This is a genomic window from Streptomyces sp. DF42, assembly GCF_058267695.1.
Genome location: NZ_CM177859.1, coordinates 2,009,816 through 2,027,211, shown reverse-complemented (window position 1 = coordinate 2,027,211; position 17,396 = coordinate 2,009,816). Strand labels below are relative to the sequence as shown.

At 70.7% G+C, this 17,396-nt stretch carries 17 protein-coding genes; 9 read left to right on the top strand and 8 right to left on the bottom strand.

Going from position 1 to position 17,396, the window contains the following annotated elements:
• Positions 1-40: 40 nt before the first annotated feature.
• Positions 41-691, bottom strand: a complete 651-nt coding sequence (locus ACYUED_RS09195; protein WP_491291782.1) for a TetR/AcrR family transcriptional regulator — start codon at positions 689-691, stop codon at positions 41-43.
• A gap of 89 nt (positions 692-780) precedes the next feature.
• Between ACYUED_RS09195 and ACYUED_RS09190 the strand changes: the two genes are divergently transcribed.
• The 3 genes from ACYUED_RS09190 (at position 781) to ACYUED_RS09180 (ending at position 3,054) form a co-directional block, all read left to right on the top strand.
• On the top strand, positions 781-1,932 hold the full coding sequence (locus ACYUED_RS09190; RefSeq protein ID WP_491291781.1) for an acyl-CoA dehydrogenase family protein: 1,152 nt from the start codon (positions 781-783) through the stop codon (positions 1,930-1,932).
• A 75-nt stretch (positions 1,933-2,007) separates the two neighbouring features.
• Positions 2,008-2,295: a YiaA/YiaB family inner membrane protein gene (locus ACYUED_RS09185; protein ID WP_266511439.1), complete on the top strand. Its 288-nt coding sequence runs from the start codon at positions 2,008-2,010 to the stop codon at positions 2,293-2,295.
• 135 nt (positions 2,296-2,430) lie between these two features.
• Complete coding sequence (locus tag ACYUED_RS09180; RefSeq protein ID WP_491291780.1) at positions 2,431-3,054, top strand: TetR-type transcription factor C-terminal domain-containing protein; 624 nt, start codon at positions 2,431-2,433, stop codon at positions 3,052-3,054.
• 13 nt (positions 3,055-3,067) lie between these two features.
• Here ACYUED_RS09180 and ACYUED_RS09175 read toward each other — a convergent pair whose 3' ends face one another.
• Positions 3,068-3,529 carry a MaoC family dehydratase gene (locus tag ACYUED_RS09175; RefSeq protein ID WP_491291779.1) on the bottom strand — a complete coding sequence of 154 codons (462 nt, stop codon included), beginning with the start codon at positions 3,527-3,529 and terminating at the stop codon, positions 3,068-3,070.
• Between the two features lie 107 nt (positions 3,530-3,636).
• On the opposite strand from ACYUED_RS09175, the gene soxR reads away from it, so the two are divergent.
• A complete protein-coding gene (gene soxR, locus ACYUED_RS09170) occupies positions 3,637-4,122 on the top strand; it encodes a redox-sensitive transcriptional activator SoxR (RefSeq protein WP_491291778.1) in 486 nt (161 codons plus the stop codon).
• A 30-nt stretch (positions 4,123-4,152) separates the two neighbouring features.
• Here the strand turns inward: soxR and ACYUED_RS09165 are convergent, their stop codons facing one another.
• The gene (locus tag ACYUED_RS09165) at positions 4,153-5,220 is read right to left on the bottom strand and encodes an RNA ligase (ATP) (protein ID WP_491291777.1); all 1,068 of its coding nucleotides are present in this window, start codon (positions 5,218-5,220) and stop codon (positions 4,153-4,155) included.
• Positions 5,221-5,378: 158 nt separating this feature from the next.
• On the opposite strand from ACYUED_RS09165, the gene ACYUED_RS09160 reads away from it, so the two are divergent.
• Complete coding sequence (locus tag ACYUED_RS09160) at positions 5,379-5,588, top strand: hypothetical protein (RefSeq protein WP_491291776.1); 210 nt, start codon at positions 5,379-5,381, stop codon at positions 5,586-5,588.
• On the opposite strand, the gene ACYUED_RS09155 is transcribed toward ACYUED_RS09160, so the two are convergent.
• Positions 5,534-6,271 (bottom strand): 3-keto-5-aminohexanoate cleavage protein, encoded by a 738-nt coding sequence (locus ACYUED_RS09155; RefSeq protein ID WP_491291775.1) that lies wholly within the window; start codon positions 6,269-6,271, stop codon positions 5,534-5,536. The genes ACYUED_RS09160 and ACYUED_RS09155 overlap by 55 nt on opposite strands.
• 237 nt (positions 6,272-6,508) lie before the next feature.
• Positions 6,509-7,111, bottom strand: coding sequence for a hypothetical protein (locus ACYUED_RS09150; RefSeq protein ID WP_491291774.1), 603 nt, complete (start codon positions 7,109-7,111; stop codon positions 6,509-6,511).
• 231 nt (positions 7,112-7,342) lie between these two features.
• On the opposite strand from ACYUED_RS09150, the gene ACYUED_RS09145 reads away from it, so the two are divergent.
• Entirely contained in the window at positions 7,343-10,126 is a 2,784-nt protein-coding gene (locus ACYUED_RS09145; RefSeq protein ID WP_491291773.1) for a penicillin acylase family protein, read from the top strand.
• Positions 10,127-10,179: 53 nt separating this feature from the next.
• Here ACYUED_RS09145 and ACYUED_RS09140 read toward each other — a convergent pair whose 3' ends face one another.
• Positions 10,180-11,499 carry a serine-threonine protein kinase gene (locus ACYUED_RS09140; RefSeq protein WP_491291772.1) on the bottom strand — a complete coding sequence of 440 codons (1,320 nt, stop codon included), beginning with the start codon at positions 11,497-11,499 and terminating at the stop codon, positions 10,180-10,182.
• Positions 11,500-11,580: 81 nt separating this feature from the next.
• Positions 11,581-12,819, bottom strand: coding sequence for an exo-beta-N-acetylmuramidase NamZ family protein (locus tag ACYUED_RS09135; RefSeq protein WP_491291771.1), 1,239 nt, complete (start codon positions 12,817-12,819; stop codon positions 11,581-11,583).
• Between the two features lie 158 nt (positions 12,820-12,977).
• Between ACYUED_RS09135 and ACYUED_RS09130 the strand changes: the two genes are divergently transcribed.
• The 3 genes from ACYUED_RS09130 to ACYUED_RS09120 are packed head-to-tail and all read left to right on the top strand — an operon-like array spanning position 12,978 to position 16,047.
• On the top strand, positions 12,978-13,751 hold the full coding sequence (locus tag ACYUED_RS09130; protein ID WP_491291770.1) for an SDR family oxidoreductase: 774 nt from the start codon (positions 12,978-12,980) through the stop codon (positions 13,749-13,751).
• Positions 13,748-15,415 carry a class I adenylate-forming enzyme family protein gene (locus tag ACYUED_RS09125; RefSeq protein WP_491291769.1) on the top strand — a complete coding sequence of 556 codons (1,668 nt, stop codon included), beginning with the start codon at positions 13,748-13,750 and terminating at the stop codon, positions 15,413-15,415. The genes ACYUED_RS09130 and ACYUED_RS09125 overlap by 4 nt, the downstream gene beginning before the upstream one ends.
• Before the next feature lie 38 nt (positions 15,416-15,453).
• Complete coding sequence (locus ACYUED_RS09120; RefSeq protein ID WP_491291768.1) at positions 15,454-16,047, top strand: TetR/AcrR family transcriptional regulator; 594 nt, start codon at positions 15,454-15,456, stop codon at positions 16,045-16,047.
• 121 nt (positions 16,048-16,168) lie between these two features.
• Here the strand turns inward: ACYUED_RS09120 and ACYUED_RS09115 are convergent, their stop codons facing one another.
• On the bottom strand, positions 16,169-17,392 hold the full coding sequence (locus ACYUED_RS09115) for an acyl-CoA dehydrogenase family protein (protein WP_491291767.1): 1,224 nt from the start codon (positions 17,390-17,392) through the stop codon (positions 16,169-16,171).
• Positions 17,393-17,396: the final 4 nt, after the last annotated feature.

Genomic DNA, 17,396 nt, shown 5'->3' with positions numbered 1-17,396 from the left:
AGCATGCGGCACGGACACTTCGGCGACCGCCGAACTGTCCCTACCGCTCCTGGACCGTCCGCTTCACCTGCTCGTACTGCTGGACCAGCCCGTCGAGGAGCGCCGTGAGCCCCGTCTCGAAGGCGCGCTCGTCGATCTTCTCCTGCTGCTCGGCGAGCAGGTGGGCCTGTCCGAGGTGGGGGTAGTCGGCGGGGTCGTACGCGCTCTCGTCGTCCACGAAGCCCCCGGCGAAGGAGCCGAGCGCGGAGCCCATGATGAAGTACCGCATCAGCGCGCCGATGGAGGTGGCCTGCGCGGGCGGCCAGCCCGCGTCGACCATCGCGCCGTACACCGCGTCCGCGAGGCGCAGACCGGCCGGCCTGCGGCCGGGCCCGGTGGCGAGGACGGGCACGATGTTCGGGTGGTCGCGCAGTGCGGCCCGGTAGGACACCGCCCAGTCGTGCAGCGCGGTCCGCCACTCCCGGCCGTCCTCGAACATCGACAGGTCGACCTGTGCGCTCACCGAGTCGGCGACCGCCTCCAGGATCTCGTCCTTGGTGCGGAAGTGGTTGTAGAGCGAGGGCCCGCTCACCCCGAGCTCCGCCGCGAGCCGACGCGTGGAGACGGCCGCGAGGCCCTCCGCGTCCACGAGCACACGTGCCGTCTCGACGATCCGGTCGGTGCTGAGCAAGGGCTTGCGCGGTCGGGCCATGGCGCACATAGTAGGGCTGCAACCAGAAACTAGCAGTGCTAATTTAAATGTACGGCTTTCAAGGACCGTCAGTGATGGGGTGACTCGGCATGAACCTAGAGCTCAGCGAGGAGCAGACCGCCGTCCGGCGGCTCGCCCGGGACTTCGTGGAACGCGAGATCACCCCGAACGTCATCGCCTGGGACCGCGCGGAGGACGTGGACCGCTCCCTGGTGAAGAAGCTCGGCGAGGTCGGCTTCCTCGGTCTGACCGTCGACGAGGAGTACGGCGGCAGCGGCGGCGACCATCTCGCGTACTGCCTGGTGACCGAGGAACTCGGGCGCGGTGACTCCTCCGTGCGCGGCATCGTCTCCGTCTCGCTCGGGCTGGTCGCCAAGACGATCGCGGCCCGGGGGAGCGAGGAGCAGAAGCGGCGGTGGCTGCCGGGGCTCACCTCCGGCGATTCGGTCGGCTGCTTCGGCCTCACCGAGCCCGGCACCGGCTCCGACGCCGGCAACCTCACCACCCGCGCGGTGCGCGACGGCGGGGACTACGTGATCAACGGCACCAAGATGTTCATCACCAACGGCACCTGGGCCGACGTCGTCCTCCTCTTCGCCCGCTCCACCGACGCCCCCGGCCACAAGGGCGTCTCCGCCTTCCTCGTGCCGGCCGACACCCCCGGCCTGACCCGCCGCGCCATCCACGGCAAGCTCGGCCTGCGCGGCCAGGCCACCGCCGAGCTGGTCCTCGAGGACGTGCGCGTCCCCGCCTCCGCGATGCTGGACGAGGAGGGCAAGGGCTTCTCGGTCGCCATGTCGGCGCTGGCCAAGGGGCGGATGTCGGTCGCGGCGGGGTGCGTGGGCATAGCCCGGGCCGCCCTGGAGGTGGCCGTGGCGTACGCGGGCGAACGTGAGCAGTTCGGCAAGCCCATCGCGCAGCACCAGCTGGTGCAGGAGCTGATCAGCGACATCGCCGTGGACGTGGACGCGGCCCGCCTGCTGACCTGGCGGGTCGCCGACCTCATCGACCGCGGGCAGCCCTTCGCCGTCGAGTCCTCCAAGGCCAAGCTCTTCGCCTCGGAGGCCGCCGTCCGCGCGGCCAACAACGCCCTCCAGGTCTTCGGCGGCTACGGCTACATCGACGAGTACCCGGCGGGCAAGCTGCTGCGCGACGCCCGCGTGATGACCCTCTACGAGGGCACCAGCCAGATCCAGAAGCTGCTCATCGGGCGGGCGCTGACCGGCGTCTCGGCGTTCTGACCGCCCCTCAGTTCTGAGTACCACCTAGGTACGTCGGCGGATGTGGCGGCGGCCACGTCCGCCGACGCTTGTCCCATGAGTGACACACCGGTCAAGCAGCAGAACACGGCCGCCTTCTACGGCCAGGCCGTCGCCTCCTTCGGCGTCGCCATGGCCGCGACCGCCATCGGCATCTTCCGGCTCAGCGCCGACGCCTGGGTGCGCGGCTTCCTCGCCATCGCCGTCCTGTACCTGGTCACGTCCGCCTTCACCCTCGCCAAGGTGATCCGGGACCGGCAGGAGGCGGGGCAGATCGTCAGCCGCGTCGACCAGGCCCGGCTGGAGAAGCTGCTCGCCGACCACGACCCCTTCGAGAAGCTCTGAGGCCCTTGGCCACCAAGCCCTGAAGCCGCCAAGCCCCGAAGCCGCCGAGCCGAGAAGCCCCGAGCGGGCACACTAAGCGCTCGCTCAGCTTGGGCGGTATGGTGTTGTCCTTGTCGGTGAGAGGGGCAGCGAGCGATGAGTACGGCGGAGGAGACGGCCGGTGACGAGGCGTCGGCGTGGGGTGAGGTCACGCCCGACGCGGCCAGGCGGCTGCTGATCGCCGCGGTGGAGGCCTTCGCCGAGCGCGGGTACCACGCCACGACGACCCGTGACATCGCGGGCCGCGCGGGCATGAGCCCGGCAGCGCTCTACATCCACTACAAGACCAAGGAAGAGCTGCTCCACCGGATCAGCCGGATCGGTCACGCCAAGGCCCTGGAGATCCTGCGGACGGCGGCCCGGCGCGAGGGCACCGCGACCGAGCGGCTGGCCGACGCGGTGAGCTCCTTCGTCCGCTGGCACGCGGGCGGCCGCACCACCGCCAGGGTCGTGCAGTACGAGCTGGACTCGCTCGGTCCCGGCGCCCGTGCCGAGATCCTCGCGCTGCGCCGGCAGTGCGACGCGGAGGTGCGCGGGATCATCGAGGACGGCATCGCGTCCGGCGAGTTCGATGTGCTGGACGTCAAGGGCACGACCCTCGCCGTCATGTCGCTCTGCATCGACGTCGCCCGCTGGTTCAACATCGACGGGCCCTGGACGCCGGACGAGATCGGCGCGCTCGACGCCGACCTCGTGCTGCGCATGGTGGGGGCCAAGTAGCCCCCGGGGTCGCTCAGAGGTAGAAGCGGGCCACCGACTCGGCCACGCAGACGGGCTTGTCGCCGCCCTCGCGTTCCACGGTGTAGGCGACGGCCACCTGGATGCCGCCCGGCACGTCCTCGACGCTGCTGATCTTCCCGGTCGCGCGCAGGCGTGAGCCGACCGGGACCGGCGCGGGGAAGCGGACCTTGTTGGTTCCGTAGTTGACGCCCATCCGCACGCCATCGACCGTGATCAGCTGCGGCCCGAACAGCGGCAGCAGGGACAGGGTCAGATAGCCGTGCGCGATGGTCGTGCCGAACGGTCCCGCCGCCGCCTTCTCCGGGTCCACGTGGATCCACTGGTGGTCCCCGGTCGCCTCGGCGAAGAGATCGATCCGCTTCTGGTCGACCTCCAGCCAGTCGCTGTACCCCAGTTGCTCGCCCACCGCCGCCTTCAGGTCGTCGGCGGACGCGAAGATCCTCGGCTCTGCCATGTCCCGGCCTCCCATCGGTCAAAAGTCTAAGCGACTGCTTAGCATGGTCGGGCGGGAATCCAATGTCAACGGATGACGGCCCCGACGGCGTGGGTAGGGTTCGAGGAGTGCCCCAGATTCCAGAGAAGATCCACGAGCTCACGGTAGGCCAGCTCGCCGCGCGAAGCGGCGCCGCCGTCTCCGCCCTGCACTTCTACGAGTCCAAGGGTCTGATCAGCAGCAGCCGCACCGCGGGCAACCAGCGCCGCTACCACCGCGACGCGCTGCGCCGGGTCGCGTTCGTACGGGCCGCACAGCGCGTCGGCATCCCCCTGGCCACGATCCGCGAGGCACTCGCCGAGCTCCCCGAGGAGCGCACCCCCACCCGGGAGGACTGGGCCCGTCTCTCCGAGGCCTGGCGCTCCGAACTCGACGAGCGCATCAAGCAGCTCAACCGCCTGCGCGACCACCTCACCGACTGCATCGGCTGCGGCTGCCTCTCCCTCGACGGCTGCGTCCTGTCCAACCCGGACGACGTGTTCGGCGAACAGCGGGCGGGATCGCGTCTGCTGGTCGAACGAGCGGCGAACCGGCTGCGGCAGCAGCAGAGTTAGGGAAGGTGCCTGCCTGCCGGGCCACCCCGTTCACTCGAACTCCGTGCCGCCCTTCCTGGTCAGATAGGCCGCACTCACCGCCTTCGCGATCGCCCGGCCCCCGGTCACGGGGCTGTACCGCTCGGCCGCAGGACGGATCACGACCCCTTCGCGCAGATGCAGCTCCCGCCCGGACACGGTCTCCCGCCCGCTCGCGATCTCCAGCACCCGGCCGATGTCGTACGGCCCCTCGTACAGCCGCGGCACCAACGGCAGCTCTCCGCCGAGCAGTTCGGCCGCGTCCAGCCATCGCACCGTGCCGTCGATCTCCGCACTGACGTCGAACACCGCATACCCGAGGGTGGTCCGGCGGCCGTCGGCGCCGTACGTCAGGTCCTGGACCCCCGCGCCGTACACCTCACCGAAGATGCCGACCCGGCGGGCGCCCACCCGCTCGGCGAGCCGGGCGGCGGCCTCGGCGACGCCGTGGCCGTGCACCGCCCGCCAGTACAGATTGCGCGGATCCTCCTTCAGGGCGAGGGACTTGGCGCCGAAGCCCTTGGACGAGACGTACACGCGGCCCTCGTCGGCGAGGTAGGTCAGCAGACAGGCCGAGCCGTGCAGCTTCTCGGTCAGGACCACAGCCTCGCCCGGTGAGAAGGTGTCCGGAAACCGCTGGATGTTCTCGATGTCGACCCAGGGCAGCAGATCGGGCGCGGACTCGACCTCGCCGTCCATCGTGGGCGGGATCGGCGGCACCCACTTGGTGATGCCGAGCCGCTCGGCGAAGTCCGTGCCGTCCAGGGCGGCCCGCGCCAGGTCGACGGCCGCCAGCGCCTTCGGGCGGCACACGATGCCCTGCGACAGCTCACCGCGCAGCCGCACCGCCTTCACCCGGTCCGAGCCGCTGCCCGCCAGCCGTCCGGTCAGCCCCAGCTCCTCGATCAGATCCGCCGGCAGCACGGACTGCTCGGGGATGTAGAGGGCGGCGTCGCCGGTGCGGTACGCGCCCTTGGCGACGACGGCCCGGTACAGGCCCACCTGGGCCAGTTCGAGGGCATCGGCGTTCGGATGCTCGTGGACGGTCAGCACTTCGGCGGTGACGCGCAGCGTCGACATCGGGACTCCTCGTTCCGCAGGTGGTTCTCAGGTGTGTTCCATCGCCTCCCAACTGTCCGGACGGGAAAGGGGTGGAGCGAGGGGATTAGCGACTGCTAGCGTCGGGATCTTCGGCCGGCCCGCACGCCGTGCACGGAGTCCTGACGGGACCGACTCCCATGATTTCAGCCGCACTTGACGCCGCCCTCGCGGACATCGACACGGTCACCGGACTCGCTGACCTGCGCACCTGGCCGGCCGGCCCGGGTGCCGCCCGGCTGCACGCCCACGGCGAGCCCGATCTGGCCGTCCGCGCCGAACTCCTCGCCCTGCCCTACGACGAGCGCTGGGCCCACCCGTACTGGGACAGCCCCTCGGCCACCAACTGAGCGTTGGACAAAGCTCGTTCCCCGTCCGGCAGCAGCAGCGTGTCCTCCAGGCCGATCCGGGTGGCGAGCCCCAGCCGCCCGGCCAGCCGCAGCACCGGCCACACGCTGCCGTCCTCGCCGTGCAGCAGCACGGGGCGGCCGTGGGCGGAACCCAGGTCGGCCAGGAGGGCATCGGCGGTGTGCTCCGCCGTGTCCTGAGAGGTGTCCGTCACCTCGCCCAGCACCCGCCGCACCCGCGGGCCGACGGGCGAGACGGCGAACCGGGCGGCCCCGTCCGTCCCCGACCAGATGCCCGCCTCGACCCCCACACCGAGGTCGATCAGTGCGGCGGCGATCTCCTCCGCGCCCTCCTCATGCCAGTTGACCGAGGCGTGGTCGGGCGGCTCGGACAGCATGGACCAACTGCGAACACGCTCCAGGCGTGCGGCCGGGCCCGGTTCGGCCCAGGCGCCCGTGGTCACGCCGACCGGCACCGACACCCGCGCCCTGATCGCGTCGAGCGTCGGCGCGAGGACTCTGGGCGAGAGGGAGTCCTGTCCGCAGGGGCCCTTGGGGTGGACATGGATGTCCGTCGCCCCGGCCGCGACCGCATACGCCGCCGACTCGGCCATCGCCTCCGGCGACAGCGGCACGCGCGCGCTGTCCAAGGCGCTCCGAGATCCGTTGAGACACACCTGCACCATGTCCCGATGGTGCCAGTCGTGACAAGGGCGGACAAACAGGGGGTGCGGCATCCCCGGCGCACCCCCCGGCCGTGTTGTCGTCGGTCGCCGACCCTCCGCGTCGACTCCCGCCTCCGCCTTGCGGCTGCACGTTCCCCCACTCCCGGCGTCGCGCGTGCGAGGGGCCCCCACTGGCCCCGCTCGGGTCAGTCAGGAGGTTGTCTTGTCCTGCAGCCGGCTCGATCCGTCGGCCGGAACCTAGGCCGACACGAGCAGCCTTCCGCGCCTTGCGTCCGCCAGGGCCTCGGCTCTGAGCACGGGCCGTGGCACGAGAATTCCGCAGTGAGTGCAGACCGGACCCGTGGAGGGTTCGTGGTCCAGGTCGTACTTCCAGATCAGGCGCTGCGCACCGCACACCGGGCAACCCGAACCCGGCTCGCGCTCCAGGCCGGTGATCAGCCGGCGCAGCACCTCGGCGAGCGGTTCACGGGGGTGCACCCGTGGGTCGTCGCACCAGGCGACACCGAACCCGCCCCAGGTCAGGCGGTGCCAGTCGTCCACGGTGCCCGGCCGACGCAGCCCGTCGTGCTTCTCCTTCTTGCGCCGCTCGGCGAACTCGACCTCGTAGGCCAGCCAGACCGAACGCGCGTCTTCCAACTCGTCCAGCGCGGCCACGAGCCGCACCGGGTCGGGGGAGCGGTCCTCCGGACCGAACCCTGCCCGGGAGCACAAATGGTCCCAGGTCGCCCTGTGCCCGTAAGGAGCGAACCGCTCAAGGCACTTGCGCAGTGAATAGCGCCGCAGTGCCAGATCGCACCGCGGATCGCGGACCTGTCTCGCCAGACTCCGGAAACCGGCCATCGCCCTGCACCTCCGTCACACCTGCACCTGTACTTCGGTCACTTCGGCGTCGCCGCGCGGACGTCGCGCGACGTTGACGAATAGACGTATCGACATGCGATTCGGCTCCATCCGTTTTCCGATGACCTCCATAAGCCGCCCTGACTACTCCAAAACTTGACGCATGTTCATCTTCACTCTCGGGGCTACCGGCGGTAACGTCCCGGCTCACCCCCGTCGGTAGGAGCTGCCATGCCTCGGCGTCCCTCACGTATCGCCCCACGCAGACTGAGAACTCCCGGCAGACTCGCCGGGTTCCTGAAGGCCGCATCCATATGCGTCCTGGTTGCCGGCCTCCTGTCCCCGCTCACCCAGGCGACCGCGGTCGCCGCCACCGCCTCGAACGACTACTGCGGCGGCCAGTGCTCCGACATCACGCCGCCGGGTGAGAACGGCAACGCCACCCTGGCCCAGATCGTCCTCAACCAGGCCTTCGGCACCCAGCCCAGCCATGCCGAGGACCAGCTCGGCCCGTACGCCGACCTCGCCACGGGCCACTCCACCCTCACCGACTCGAAGATCAACACCTTCTTCAACGACGCGTCCTTCGGGGTCTCTTCCGATCAGGTCGCCTCCTCCGAGAAGCCGGCCGGCCGGACCGACGTGACGATCGTCCGCGACAAGAAGGCGGGCATTCCCCACATCACCGGTAGCACCAGATACGGCACGGAGTTCGGCGCCGGGTACGCCGCGGCTGAGGACCGGCTGTGGCTCATGGACGTCTTCCGGCACGTCGGACGCGGCCAGCTGACGACGTTCGCGGGCGGCGCCCCCTCCAACCAGGGCCTGGAGCAGGAGTTCTACCGCAGCGCCCCGTACACCGAGGCCGATCTGCAGGCCCAGATCGACAACGCCGTCGCCGACAACGGCGCCCGCGGGAAGCTGGCCCTGGACGACGCCAACGCCTACCTGGCCGGCATCAACGCCTACATCGACGCCTCCGACACCGGCCGTTACTTCCCCGGCGAGTACGTCCTCACCGGGCACAAGGACTCGATCACCAACGCCGGCACCATCGACCACTTCAAGATCACCGATCTGGTCGCGCTGGGCTCTGTCGTCGGCACGCTGTTCGGCTCCGGCGGCGGTGGCGAGGTCAACAACGCGCTCTCCCTGATCGCCGCCCAGTCCAAGTACGGCGTGCAGGAGGGCACCAAGGTCTGGGAGTCCTTCCGCGAACGCAACGACCCCGAGGCCGTCCTCACCGTCCACAACGGCGAGAGCTTCCCGTACGCCTCCAAGCCCGCAGACCCCCAGGGCGAGGCCCTGCCCGACGCCGGTTCGGTGACCCAGGAGCCACTCGTCCACGACCGCACGGGCAGCGCGGCCACGGCCGGCTCCACCGGCGCCTCGGCCACGGCGGCGGCGACCACCCTGAGCTCGGCCAAGCGCGGCATGTCCAACGCCCTCGTGGTGAGCGGCAAGTACACCGCCAGCGGCCACCCCGTCGCCGTGTTCGGGCCGCAGACCGGCTACTTCGCCCCGCAGCTCCTCATGCTCCAGGAGATCCAGGGCCCGGGCATCAGCGCCCGCGGCGCCTCCTTCGCGGGCCTGAGCATGTACGTCGAACTGGGCCGCGGCCAGGACTACTCCTGGAGTGCGACGACCTCCGGCCAGGACATCATCGACACCTACGCCGTAGAGCTGTGCCAGGACGATTACCACTACCTGTACCACGGCACCTGCACGGCCATGGACAAGGTCGAGCAGGCGAACTCCTGGAAGCCCACCACGGCCGACGGCACCGCTGCGGGCTCGTACACGATGCGGGTCTGGCGCACCAAGTACGGGCCGGTGGAGTACCGGGCGACCGTCGGCGGCAAGAAGGTCGCCTACACCACCCTGCGCTCGTCCTACATGCACGAGGCCGACTCGATCATCGGCTTCCAGATGCTCAACGACCCGGACTACGTGAAGAGCCCGCAGACCTTCCAGAGCGCGGCGCAGCACATCAACTACACGTTCAACTGGTTCTACGCCGACTCCTCGCACACCGCGTACTACAACAGCGGCAACAACCCGGTGCGGGCGAGCGGCGTCGACGCCGAGTTCCCGGTCTGGGCGCAGGCGGCGTACGAGTGGAGGAACTGGGACCCGGCCACCAACACGGCCGACTACACGGCGGCCTCCGCGCACCCCAACTCCATCGACCAGGACTACTACATCTCCTGGAACAACAAGCAGGCCAAGGACTACACGACCGCGCCCTGGGGCGACGGGTCCGTGCACCGTGGCAACCTGCTCGAGGACCGGGTGAAGAAGCTCGTGGCCGCGGGCGGAGTGACGCGGTCGTCGCTGGTGAAGGCGATGTCGGACGCGTCACTGGCCGACCTGCGGGCCGAGGACGTGCTGCCGAAGCTGCTCAAGGTCGTCAACGGCAGTCCGGTCACCGACTCCACGGCCGCGGCCGCGGTGAGCACGCTGCAGGCGTGGGTGACGGCGGGCGCCAAGCGCACGGAGACGTCGGCCGGTTCGAAGAAGTACGCCGACGCCGACGCGATCCGGATCCTGGACGCGTGGTGGCCGCTGCTGGTCAAGGCCGAGTTCGAACCGGGCCTCGGCAGCGACCTGTACACCGCCTTCGGCAACAACCTTCCGATCGACGAGTCCCCGTCGGCCGCCCACGGGCCCACCGGCTCGCACGCGGGAAGCTCCTTCCAGTACGGCTGGTGGAGCTACGTCGACAAGGACATCCGGGCGGTGCTCGGTGAGCCGGTGCAGGGGCCGCCGGCGGCGAAGTACTGCGGCGGCGGCAGCCTGAGTTCCTGCCGGGACATCCTGATCAGCACCCTGAAGTCGGCGGCCGGCACGTCCGCGTCGTCCGTCTACCCCGGCGACTCGCTCTGCTCGGCGGGCGACCAGTGGTGCGCCGACTCGATCGTCCAGCGCACCCTCGGCGGCATCAAGCACCGCAACATCAGCTGGCAGAACCGGCCCACCTTCCAGCAGGTGGTGGAGTACACGTCCCATCGGTGACAAGTGACCTTCCACCACCCCTCGGTGGAAGGTGACACACCACTGGCGGCGGGTCAGCGCACGCGGCCCGCCGCCAGCACCACCTCGGCCAGTTCCCGGTGCACGATGTCGCTGTGCGCGCCGGAGGGCGGCCCGCCCTTCCTGACCACGGCCGCCGCGTCGACGTTGACGCAACCCGAGGCGGGCAGACCGGAGTCGAGGACGTCCGCGAGCTTGCACGCACGCGTGCCGGGCACCGCCTGCACGCCGTCGTGCCCCATCGCCCCCCACTTGGCGCCCAGCATCCCCGCGATGTCGAAGCCCTCGGCCACGCCCTGCGCGTCGTTCGCCATACGAGAGGCCAGCGGGTAGATCGTGCCGAGCGCCGAGTCGAAGTGGGAGTAACAGCACACCAGGGGGCCGTCGATACGGTTCTGCTGGCCCTGCAGCACGCCTCCCGCGTGTGCGTCGTGCGGCAGCCGGGCCGCGAACGCGTAGTGCGAGAAGGCCCCTTGGAGCAGCGTCACCGACTTCACCGTGTGCACGCCCTCGGGCAGACCGCGCAGCGCGAACGACACCAGCCTGCCGCCGAAGCTGTGCCCGACCAGGTGCACACGCACGTCCGGCGCGGACGAGGCGAGCTGCCCGACCACCCGGCCGAGCCCGCGCTCGCCGACCGTCCCCGCGCGCCGCTTCATCGCGTAGTACGTCGCCTGCCGCAGCAGTTCGTGCGCACCGTCCCAGGGGTCGGGCAGAGTGAACGAGGCCTGTGCGCCCGGGGATTCGAGCTGCGCCAGCGCCTGCGCGAACTCCTCGCAGACCTCCGCCGCGGGCCGCGAGAACATGTCCGGCTCGTTCTCCGGCGCCCCGTTCGCCAGGGTGTCCGCGGCGAACAGCGGTTGCGGCCCCGGCGGTACCACCTCCACCAGCAGCCGCACCAGCCGCCCGAACTCCGCCAGCTCGGCCTCCTCGCCCGTGTGCTGGTCCAGCAGCCGGGCGAGCTGGTCGATCACGGTGGCCCGGCCGGGGAAGGTCTCCAGCAGCGCGTGCCGTGTGTCCTTGTCGAGCGCGGGACGCGCCGGCGCGTCGGCCGCGACGGACCGCGGGAAGTCCGGGATGGGCTCGTCCGGGAACCGCATCGACGGCCACAGGACGCCCACGTACCCGAGCCTGGCCGTCGGCGCGAGGCCGGGGATCGGCGCGAAGAAGCTGCTGTAGAGGCGGGTCGCGCCCGAGCGGTCGTTGTTCCAGCCGTGCGCGAAGACGATCAGGTCACGGACACCGCGCCGGGTGACCTCGGCCAGCAGCCGATCCCGCTCCGGCCCGTCGACGTCCCCGTCCGCGTCGAAGGTCAGCTCCCAGAAGGGAGACACGCTCATTGCCGGCTGTGCCATGACAGGCCCCCTCGTCCCCCGCAGCTCTGCGATGTGGGCGCATCGTCCTGCTACCGGACAAGGAAGGCCATAGGTCGTGAGTCATCCGTAGAGGAGGTATTCCTTTCGAATCCGCCGGAACGCCGCCAGTTCCTCCTGCCAGCCCGCCACCACCTCGTCGGTGCTCGCGCCCGCGTCGATCGCCATACGCACGCGCGCCGAGCCTGTGAGCTTGTCGATCCAGTTGTCCGGCCGCCAGCCGAAGCCGCTCCACACCTTCTTGGCGGTCACCAGAAGTGCGACGCCGGTACGCACGGGGTCGTACGCGGCCCGGTCGTGCACATGGATCTGCACGCCGCCTACCGTCCTGCCCTGGAACTTGGAGAAGGTCGGCGCGAAGTACGCCTCCCTGAAGTGCACGCCGGGCAGGCCCAGTTCACCGACCGCCGCCGCCCACCGCCCGTCGATCCCCTCCGCGCCGAGCAGCTCGAAAGGGCGGGTCGTACCGCGCCCCTCCGACAGGTTCGTGCCCTCGAACATGCAGGTCCCCGAGTACGCCAGGGCGGAGTCGGGCGTCGGCATGTTCGGGCTCGGCGGCACCCAGGGCAGCGACCAGGCGTCGTAGAACTCCGACCGCTTCCACCCCGTCATGAGGACGGTCTCCAGCGGCACCGGCGTCTTGAGGAACTCCCCGTTGAACAGCCGCGCCAGCTCGGCCACGGTCATCCCGTGTGCCTGGGAGATCGGCTGCCGGCCCACGAAGGTCGCGAACTCCTTGTGCAGCACCGGGCCCCGGGCCGCGCGCCCGGTCACCGGATTCGGCCGGTCCAGGACGACGAAGCGTTTGCCGGCGAGCTGGGCTGCCTCCATGCAGTCGTACAGCGTCCAGATGTACGTGTAGAAGCGCGCGCCGACGTCCTGGATGTCGAAGACGACGGTGTCGACACCGGACGCCGTGAAGACGTCGGCGAGGGGCCGGCCGCTCTTGAGGTACGTGTCGTAGACGGGGAGCCCGGTGGCCGGGTCGTCGTAGCGGCCCTCGGAGCCGCCGGCCTGCGCGGTGCCGCGGAAGCCGTGTTCGGGGCCGAAGACGGCCGTCAGGGTGACGCGGGGGTCCGCGTGCATCACGTCGACGATGTGACGGACGTCTCGGGTGATGCCGGTGGGGTTGGTGACGATGCCGATGCGCCGGCCGCTGAGCTGGGCGTAGCCGTGGGCGGCAAGTTGTTCGAACCCGGTGCGGAGAGGGGATCGACGTGGTGCCGCGTCGGCCGCGGTCGCGCTGGACAGAGATGTCGCTGCCGTTGTCGCTGCGAGCAGGGCTCGTCTTGAGAGGCGCATGAGGGGCAACGTATTGCGCCCGCGGGTTGTGCGGAAGCTTTCCGTTGTCTGCGGGTCGCGCGGTTCCGCGCCCCGGAGGGGGTGGTCATCACCCCTTTCCTGTCACATACCGACCGGTTAGTCTGGGCCCGCAGCAGAGCCGCAGTCGAAGGAGACCGATGGTGGAAGCCGTGCAGGATGCCGGAGTGGTCGTCACCGGAGCCGGAGGCGGGATCGGGGCTGCCCTGGCCCGGCGGTTCGCCGCCGAGGGGGCCCGGGTCGTGGTCAACGACCTGGACGCCGGGCGGGCCGCGGCGGTCGCCGAGGAGATCGGCGGCATCGCGGTGCCCGGAGACGCCTCCTCGATCGTGGCCGACGCCCGGGACGCGCTCGGTGGCACGGTCGACGTGTACTGCGCCAACGCGGGCGTCGCCTTCGAGGGCGCCGAGCTCGGGCAGCCGCTCGACGAGAAGCCCTGGGAGCTTTCCTGGGACGTCAACGTCATGGCCCATGTGCGTGCCGCCCACGAACTGCTCCCCGACTGGCTGGAGCGCGGCAGCGGCCGGTTCGTGTCCACCGTCTCCGCCGCCGGACTGCTCACCATGATCGGCGCGCCCTCCTACAGCGTCTCCAAGCACGGTGCGTACGCCTTCGCCGAGTGGCTGTCGCTGACGTACCGGCACCGGGGCCTCAAGGTCCACGCCATCTGTCCCCAGGGCGTCCGCACGGACATGCTGGCCGCCACCGGCAGCGCGGGCGAACTGGTGCTCCAGCCGACGGCGGTCGAGCCGGCGGACGTCGCGGACGCCCTGTTCAAGGGGATGGAGGAGGACCGGTTCCTGATCCTCCCGCACCCCGAGGTCGCCGGGTACTACCAGGCGAGGGCCGCCGGCCCCGACCGCTGGCTGACGAACATGAACCACATCCAGCAGAAGTGGGAGGAGATGCGGTGACCGGCTCCCCGTACGCCGCCCAGCCCTGGGTGGCTCTGCTGAACGCCGCCCAGCGGGCCCCGATCGACCCCGCCGACTCTCTGGTGCACGCCCTGCGCCGGTCCGCCGCCGAGGCCCCGGACCGGGCCTTCCTCGCCTACTTCGACGGGCGGCTGAGCTACCGCGAGGCCGACGAGCTGAGCGACTCGGTCGCCGGGCATCTGGCCGCCCGCGGCCTGGAGCGCGGCGACCGGGTGGCGATCCTGCTGCAGAACTCCCCGCACTTCGTTCTCGCCCTGCTGGGCGCGTGGAAGGCGGGCGCGATCGTCGTGCCGGTCAACCCCATGTACAAGGCGGGGGAGGTGGGGCACGTCCTGCGGGACGGCGAGGTGTCGGCTCTCGTCTGTTCCGATCGTGCCTGGGAGTCGTATCTGCGCGACGCCGCCGCCGACTCCTCCGTGCGGACCGTGCTGACCGGGTGCGAGCTGGACTTCCAGACGCGCGACGACGCGCGCGTACTGGCCTTCGAGCGGCTGCCGCACGGCGACGACGCCGACGACCTGGTGGCCGTGGCACGCGCCGGGCACAAGGCGCCGGAAGGCCGGGACCCCGGGCCGTCCGACATCGCGCTGATCAGCTACACCTCGGGCACCAGCGGCACCCCCAAGGGCGCCACCAACACGCACGGCAACATCATGTTCAACGCCGAACGGCAGCGCACCGGCCTCGCCCTGCCCAACGCGCCGGTCTACTACGCGATGGCGCCCCTGTTCCACATCACCGGGATGGTCTGCCAGCTCGGCGCGTGTCTCAACAGCGCGGGCACGCTCGTGCTGACGTACCGCTTCGAGGCGGGTGTCGTGCTCGACGCGTTCGCCGAGCACCGGCCGCACTACACGGTCGGCCCGTCGACCGCCTTCATGGCACTGGGCGCCCACCCGGACGCCACCCCGGACCACTTCTCCTCCTTCGTCAACATCTCCTCCGGCGGCGCCCCCGTGCCGCCGGCCCTGGTGGAGAAGTTCCGGGCCGGCTTCGGGCCGTACATCCGCAACGGCTACGGGCTGACCGAGTGCACCGCTCCCTGCGCCTCCGTCCCGCCCGGCCTGGAGGCACCCGTCGACCCGGCCTCCGGCACCCTGGCCGTGGGCCTGCCGGGCCCCGACACGATCGTGCGGATCGTCGACGACCGGGGCCGCGAGGTCCCCCTGGGCGAGCAGGGCGAGATCCTCGTCCGCGGACCGCAGGTCGTGCCCGGCTACTGGCGGCGGCCCGACGCGACGGCCGAGACCTTCCCGGACGGCGAACTGCGCACGGGCGACATCGGCTTCATGGACCCGCAGGGGTGGCTGTACGTCGTCGACCGCAAGAAGGACATGATCAACGCGTCCGGCTTCAAGGTGTGGCCGCGCGAGGTCGAGGACGTGCTGTACACGCATCCCGCGGTCCGTGAGGCGGCGGTCGTCGGGGTGCCCGACGGGTACCGGGGGGAGACCGTCAAGGCGTACATCAGCCTCCGTCCGGGCGCCGACACGGACCCGGGTGAACTCGCGGCGTACTGCAAGGAGAGACTGGCCGCCTACAAGTACCCGCGGCAGGTGGAGATCCTGCCCGACTTGCCGAAGACGGCAAGTGGGAAGATCCTCCGTCGGGAGCTTCGTTCCCGACCGCGGGACAGTGCTTAGAAGCAGACCGAGAGCTTGGAAGGCAGGTGGCGGCACAAGTGCCCAGGACGACGGACGGTGACGGTACTCCCGTCCCTCAGCGGCTGCTGGCCGCCGCCACCCGCCTCTTCGCCGAGCGGGGCTACGACCGCACCTCGGTGCAGGAGATCGTCGAGGCGGCCGGCGTCACCAAGGGGGCGCTGTACCACTACTTCGGCTCCAAGGACGACCTCCTGCACGAGGTGTACGCGCGCGTGCTGCGCGTCCAGCAGGAGCGCCTCGACGCCTTCGCGGACGCCGACGAGCCGATCGAGAAGCGGCTGCGGGGCGCGGCGGCCGACGTCGTGGTCACGACGATCGACAACCTCGACGACGCGAACATCTTCTTCCGCTCCATGCACCACCTGAGCCCGGAGAAGAACAAGCAGGTGCGGGCCGAGCGCCGTCGCTACCACGAGCGCTTCCGCGCGCTGGTGGAGGAGGGGCAGCAGGCGGGCGTCTTCTCCAAGGCGACTCCGGCCGACCTGGTGGTCGACTACCACTTCGGCTCGGTCCACCACCTGTCCACCTGGTACCGGCCCGACGGCCCGCTCAGCCCGCAGGAGGTCGCCGACCACCTGGCGGACCTGCTGCTGCGCGCGCTGCGGCCGTAACCGCGATACGGATCGGGCACAGGTTCAACAGGTCCATACGGGCACAGGTAAGGGGCGGCTGCCACGCGCAGCCGCCCCTTGCGCCTGACCCATGCGGGGTCACCCCGCATGGGTCATGGGGTCACACGTACTTCTTCAGCTCCCGTCGAGCCAGCGACCGCTGGTGGACCTCGTCCGGGCCGTCGGCGAGCATCAGGGTGCGGGCGCTCGCGTACAGCTCGGCCAGGGGGAAGTCCTGGCTGACACCGCCCGCGCCGTGGAGCTGGATCGCGCGGTCGAGGATGTCGACGACCGTGCGGGGCGTGGCGATCTTGATGGCCTGGATCTCGGCGTGGGCGCCCTTGTTGCCCACGGTGTCCATCATCCAGGCCGTCTTCAGGACCAGCAGGCGCAGCTGCTCGACGGCCACACGCGCGTCCGCGATCCAGTTCTGGACGACGCCCTGCTGGGCCAGCGGCTTGCCGAAGGCCGTACGGGAGACGGCCCGGCGGCACATCAGCTCGATCGCCCGCTCCGCCATGCCGATCAGCCGCATGCAGTGGTGGATGCGGCCCGGACCGAGCCGGGCCTGGGCGATCGCGAAGCCGCCGCCCTCCTCGCCGATCAGGCTGGACGCCGGTACGCGCGCGTGGTCGAAGACCACCTCGGCGTGGCCGCCGTGGGAGTGGTCCTCGTAGCCGAACACCTGCATCGCGCGCTTCACGACGACTCCCGGGGTGTCCCGCGGGACCAGGATCATGGACTGCTGGCGGCGGATGTCCGCGCCGTCCGGGTCCGTCTTGCCCATCACGATGAAGATCTTGCAGTCCGGGTTCATCGCCCCGGAGATGTACCACTTGCGGCCGGTGATGACGTACTCGTCCGTGCCATCGGAGGCTCGCTCGATGTGCGTGGTGATGTTGGTGGCGTCCGAGGAGGCCACCTCGGGCTCGGTCATCGCGAACGCCGAGCGGATCTCACCGGCGAGCAGCGGCTCCAGCCACTGCTTCTTCTGCTGCTCGTCGCCGAACTGCGCGAGCACCTCCATGTTCCCGGTGTCGGGCGCCGCGCAGTTCGTGGCGGTGGGTGCCAGATGCGGGCTGCGGCCCGTGATCTCGGCGAGCGGCGCGTACTGCAGGTTGGTCAGTCCGGCGCCGTGCTCGGCGTCCGGGAGGAAGAGGTTCCACAGGCCCTGCCTGCGCGCCTCGGCCTTCAGCTCGCCCACCACGGCCGGGGTGTCCCACGGGGAGGCCAGCGCGGCCCGCTGCTCCTCCGCCACCGCCTCGGCCGGGTAGACGTACTCGTCCATGAAGGCGAGGAGTGTGGCGCGGAGTTCCTCGGTGCGTGCGTCGAACGCGAAGTCCATGACT

Excerpts from the sequence above, each read along its gene's own strand:
- ACYUED_RS09175 (WP_491291779.1), bottom strand. The coding sequence starts at position 3,529 with ATGGCAGAGCCGAGGATCTTCGCGTCCGCCGACGACCTGAAGGCGGCG.
- ACYUED_RS09185 (WP_266511439.1), top strand. The coding sequence starts at position 2,008 with ATGAGTGACACACCGGTCAAGCAGCAGAACACGGCCGCCTTCTACGGC.
- ACYUED_RS09140 (WP_491291772.1), bottom strand. The coding sequence starts at position 11,499 with ATGGCACAGCCGGCAATGAGCGTGTCTCCCTTCTGGGAGCTGACCTTC.
- ACYUED_RS09145 (WP_491291773.1), top strand. The coding sequence starts at position 7,343 with ATGCCTCGGCGTCCCTCACGTATCGCCCCACGCAGACTGAGAACTCCC.
- ACYUED_RS09190 (WP_491291781.1), top strand. The coding sequence starts at position 781 with ATGAACCTAGAGCTCAGCGAGGAGCAGACCGCCGTCCGGCGGCTCGCC.
- ACYUED_RS09195 (WP_491291782.1), bottom strand. The coding sequence starts at position 691 with ATGGCCCGACCGCGCAAGCCCTTGCTCAGCACCGACCGGATCGTCGAG.
- ACYUED_RS09160 (WP_491291776.1), top strand. The coding sequence starts at position 5,379 with ATGATTTCAGCCGCACTTGACGCCGCCCTCGCGGACATCGACACGGTC.
- ACYUED_RS09135 (WP_491291771.1), bottom strand. The coding sequence starts at position 12,819 with ATGCGCCTCTCAAGACGAGCCCTGCTCGCAGCGACAACGGCAGCGACA.
- ACYUED_RS09155 (WP_491291775.1), bottom strand. The coding sequence starts at position 6,271 with ATGGTGCAGGTGTGTCTCAACGGATCTCGGAGCGCCTTGGACAGCGCG.
- ACYUED_RS09115 (WP_491291767.1), bottom strand. The coding sequence starts at position 17,392 with ATGGACTTCGCGTTCGACGCACGCACCGAGGAACTCCGCGCCACACTC.
- ACYUED_RS09165 (WP_491291777.1), bottom strand. The coding sequence starts at position 5,220 with ATGTCGACGCTGCGCGTCACCGCCGAAGTGCTGACCGTCCACGAGCAT.
- ACYUED_RS09130 (WP_491291770.1), top strand. The coding sequence starts at position 12,978 with ATGGTGGAAGCCGTGCAGGATGCCGGAGTGGTCGTCACCGGAGCCGGA.
- ACYUED_RS09180 (WP_491291780.1), top strand. The coding sequence starts at position 2,431 with ATGAGTACGGCGGAGGAGACGGCCGGTGACGAGGCGTCGGCGTGGGGT.
- ACYUED_RS09150 (WP_491291774.1), bottom strand. The coding sequence starts at position 7,111 with ATGGCCGGTTTCCGGAGTCTGGCGAGACAGGTCCGCGATCCGCGGTGC.